The sequence below is a fragment of the Sphaerisporangium flaviroseum genome (genome assembly GCF_039537005.1).
GTDB lineage: Bacteria > Actinomycetota > Actinomycetes > Streptosporangiales > Streptosporangiaceae > Sphaerisporangium > Sphaerisporangium flaviroseum.
Genome location: NZ_BAAAZR010000078.1, coordinates 1 through 3,929, shown reverse-complemented (window position 1 = coordinate 3,929; position 3,929 = coordinate 1). Strand labels below are relative to the sequence as shown.

The window sequence follows — 3,929 nt, the reverse complement described above, 5'->3', positions numbered from 1 at the left end:
CTCGCGTGTGTTCCCGATGAATGTCCTTCAGTCTGGCTGAACTCGCGGCGGACGTGCCGTTAACGAACGTGTCACCAGCCCCAAACGAGCGGCATCTCCCCAGGTCATAGCCCCTGTATTGCAGGCCTCCCGGCTGCTTCGTCGTGGTCGCGGAGCATGCGCAGCACGGTGGCCGGTGAGGGGTGCTGGCCCTTCTTCTTGCCGCGAGTGATGACCAGGCGGGCGGCGATGTCGCGCAGGCTGAGGTTCTGGCCGCGCAGGTGCAGCGCCATCGACAGCATGGCTTCGTCGGTGACGGTGGCGCCGCCGATGTGCTTGCCGCGGGTGCGGGCCGACTCGTGGCCTTCCAGGGTGCGGTCGCGGATGTATTCGCGTTCCATGCCCGACAGCGCGGCCAGCACGGTGAAGACGATCCCGGACGGGTCGTGGCTGCCCTGCAGCTCGCCGGAGAGGAACTCCAGGCCGATGCCCGCCGCGCGGAGCTGTTCGGCCAGGGCTGCCAGTTCGATGCCGCGCCCCAGGCGTTTGTGCTCGTGCACGACCAGGGTGACCGCCAGGCCGGAGGCCCGCATCTCCATGGCCAGGGCCAGGGCCCGTTCGAGCTGCGGGCGGATGGTGGCGCGGGTGGAGATCTTCTCGGCGAAGACCCGGGTGACACCGGCGGCCTTCAGCGCGTCCATCTGAGTGTCGAGCGATTGGCGGGCGGTGGAGGCGCGGGCGTAGCCGATGCGCGCGTGCCCGGCCGGTTCGGCGCCGGCCGCGGCGGGGCGCGGCAGCTCGGTCCAGGCGGTGCCGGGCCTGCGCACCGCCGGGACCGCCACGGCGAGGGTCTTGGCCAGGTCGGGCACGAGCCGGAAGCGGGCGGTGTGGTACTGCGCCGTCACCTTGCCGCGGCCGGTACGGCAGGGCGATCCGGCCGGGACCGCGCATGAGGTCATCGGGCAGTCGTGGGCTTCCACGCGCAGGAAGTCGTCATCGCTCACCCCGCGAGTGTTTCATAAGTGCGTTTCATCAGGCGGGAGATTTGCAACGTCCTATGAAACACGATCCGCCCTGATCATGACCCGCCGAGCCTCATGTTTCATAGGTGACCACCTATGAAACACTGCGTTGTCGTCGTCGACCCTCCAAGGCTCACGCGGATACCAGGCTCGCGATCGCTGTAAGAGGAGAAACGGTTCCGTTGCAGGTCCACCCCCGCGCCCTGGCCAAGAGCGCGGTTGGGTGTGAACCGCGTCCTCGAGGACAGATCTCTCATTCCACCAGAACGGTCCCCCCGAAGGCGGTACGGCCCTGCCCGAGGTCACAGATGACGGCGGCGCCGCGCCGGACTACTGGCGCCACATCTTCATCCCCACCCACACCCCCAGCGGCCGACCGATCACCATCGGCCCGAAAGTCGCCAGCTTCGACCAGGAGATCCCACTCCTGCTCACCGGCGAGGCCATCGCACCCGTGACGGCCCAAGCCAGACGCCTGGCGCCACACCCCGGCATCGCCTACCCGCTCATCCGCGACGCACCACTTGCCCGTTTCGCGCTTGTCTGGCGCACCGCCGCCGAAACCGATCTCATCCGAACCTTTGCCAGCGTCGTCACCGAGCTGGGCCCGATAGTCCTATGACGTCGGCGCGGCCCCGCCAACCCCGGAGACTCTGATGTGCTGATGTCCTACCCGGCGGGCAGGATGGGCGCGGGAGGTACAGATGAGCGACATCGCGGACGTTCCACCCGCCGTTGTGGGCCGGCTCCGGGTGATCTGCGGGGAGCTGCCCGAGGCGTACGAGGAGCCGGCGTGGATCGGCCTGCGGTGGCGGATTCGCCGGCGGACGTTCCTGCACGTCTACACCACCGACGGGAGGGGGTCGGCGTACATCGATATGGACGATCCGGCCATCCTGATGACCTTCCGGGCGCCGCCCGGGGAGTTGGCCGCGCTGGCGCATGCCGGCCCTCCGTTCTTCCGGGCCGACTGGGGTGTGAATGTCGTGGGAATGGTGCTGGACGACGAGACGGACTGGGTCGAGGTTGCCGAGCTGGTGACGGACAGCTATCGCGTGCAGGCGCCCCGCCGCCTCGCGTTCCGGCTGAAGGCAGGTGGATGAACCGCCGGCTACCTCCCCACGTTGCCGCTTATCCAGGTTCGGTGCTGAGAAACATTCCTATTCACGGTGGGATAGGTCGGGTTGCCGCACTGGTCAGAGATATTTCAGGAGACGATTCCGATGACGACATCACCCAGTGCCGCATGCTCCGGCCGTCTGGCCGGATTTGCGGGTGCAGTTCATTCCGGGCGTGATCGGCTTCACGAACTGGTAGATGCCTTCGCAGGTCCACCGCGGCGTGACATCGAGGAAGACCTCGCGTCGTTCGTTGGGGAAGCCCGCATTGCTGGTCTTTCGTAGCCGGTCGTGACTACCTCGCCGGTCGGCACCGCGCCCTGGCTGGGCAGTGCGGGTGCGATGAGGGGCTCCGACAGCAAGATGGGCTGGTCAAGCGCAGGATCGCGAGATCGCCGTCCATTGCCGGGACGCGCCTTCACTCGGTTCGGGCACCGGCCTCGAGCACGGTGAGGTCGCGGACCGCATACCGGTGATGCTCGGCCTCTTCCTTGCACACCACCGTGAGGCAGCGGCGCACGACGTACTCCTTGTCCGGGTAGGGGTCGGCCGGCTTGCGACCACATACCCGGTCGAGCTCGGCCTCGGTGAGCTCGTCGACGACCCGGCGCATCGTGGCCATGCGGGCGAGCCGCGGCGCGAGTACCTCGTCGAGCGTCGGGGTGGCATCGAGGGTGAGCCCGAGCTTCGCCGATGCTTCGGCCGGCATCCCGCCGCTAGGAAGGCCCAACGGGTGGTACGGCGCGTCCTCCTCGAGCACGGCGTTGCCGATCCAGGCATTGCTGGCCATCAGCAGATGCCGCTGCGTCTCGACGAACGACCACTCGCCGTCGACCTGCTCGTGCAGCTTCGCCTCGGGTAGGCGCCTGGCGCGGTCGAGCGTCTCCTCCCATTGCTTCTCGATGGCATCCCAAGCGGCCCGGTATTCGGCGGCGGACGTGGCCTCACGGGCCAGCACCCGGTTGGGATGCAGCCGGTCGAGCTCGGCCTCGACGTAGGCGGTCACGTCGACGTCGTTGACAACGACACGCTCGAAGCCGCCACCGAGGGAGACGTTGCCCCCATAGCAGTCCACGATCTTCAGGCCGGTGGCGTCGCAATCGCGAATCTCGAGGCCGGAGAGGTCGCACAGGTGGATGCGGGCACCACGGAACTGGTCACTTTGGGTGTACTCAGCAGGCATCGGGACAGTTTCCCGTATCCGTCCCGCCCGCGCCAGTGAATGGCACAACGTGAGGGTTGCGTGTTGCGTCCGGGTGGGGGAGTGCGGGATCGAGCATCTTGGCGAGCGCTCGACGATCGATCTTGCCCGCGCGGTTGAGAGGCATCTCGTCCAGCCAGACGTAGACGCGTGGAATCATCGGCGCGGGTAGCCAACTACCCAGTTGGCTCGTGAGCAGCTCGTCGGGTCGCCGTTCGCCGACCAGATAGGCGACGATGGCCGCGCCGCCCGGGTTCTCGTGGCTTGTGTCTTCGATGGCGGCACGACGCTCACGATCACAAAGCGCTGTGCCAAGTCCTGCTTGATCCGCTCGGCCCAGGCGGAGACCGCAAGTTCCAGCACACGGTCTACGACCGCGATGCTGACCGGCCCGCTGTCCTCACCGGCCACGACCGCCGTCGAAGACGCCGTACTCCTCTTCGCAAACTCGCCGTGACGTGCTGGGATTGCCGAGCGGAGTTCCCGGCGCACAGCACCGTTGTCGCCAAGGGTTACGGCGGCTGACAGCAGTCCAGACGCCCGCGCCGGATGGCTCGCGCCCCACCGACGCCGGTGTCGTCCGAGCGGCTCGCGGCCTTGCCGACCACG

General features: G+C 67.8%; 3 protein-coding genes. 1 reads left to right on the top strand and 2 read right to left on the bottom strand.

The window, feature by feature from the left end:
* Positions 1-104: 104 nt before the first annotated feature.
* The gene (locus ABD810_RS40850) at positions 105-983 is read right to left on the bottom strand and encodes a recombinase family protein (protein WP_344953975.1); all 879 of its coding nucleotides are present in this window, start codon (positions 981-983) and stop codon (positions 105-107) included.
* Between the two features lie 722 nt (positions 984-1,705).
* Between ABD810_RS40850 and ABD810_RS40845 the strand changes: the two genes are divergently transcribed.
* A complete protein-coding gene (locus tag ABD810_RS40845; protein WP_127933457.1) occupies positions 1,706-2,104 on the top strand; it encodes an MmcQ/YjbR family DNA-binding protein in 399 nt (132 codons plus the stop codon).
* 433 nt (positions 2,105-2,537) lie between these two features.
* On the opposite strand, the gene ABD810_RS40840 is transcribed toward ABD810_RS40845, so the two are convergent.
* Positions 2,538-3,302: a DinB family protein gene (locus ABD810_RS40840; protein WP_344953971.1), complete on the bottom strand. Its 765-nt coding sequence runs from the start codon at positions 3,300-3,302 to the stop codon at positions 2,538-2,540.
* Between the last annotated feature and the right edge of the window lie 627 nt (positions 3,303-3,929).

Bases quoted from the DNA above. Each gene is read 5' to 3' on its own strand.
- ABD810_RS40845 (WP_127933457.1), top strand. From the start codon at position 1,706: ATGAGCGACATCGCGGACGTTCCACCCGCCGTTGTGGGCCGGCTCCGG.
- ABD810_RS40840 (WP_344953971.1), bottom strand. From the start codon at position 3,302: ATGCCTGCTGAGTACACCCAAAGTGACCAGTTCCGTGGTGCCCGCATC.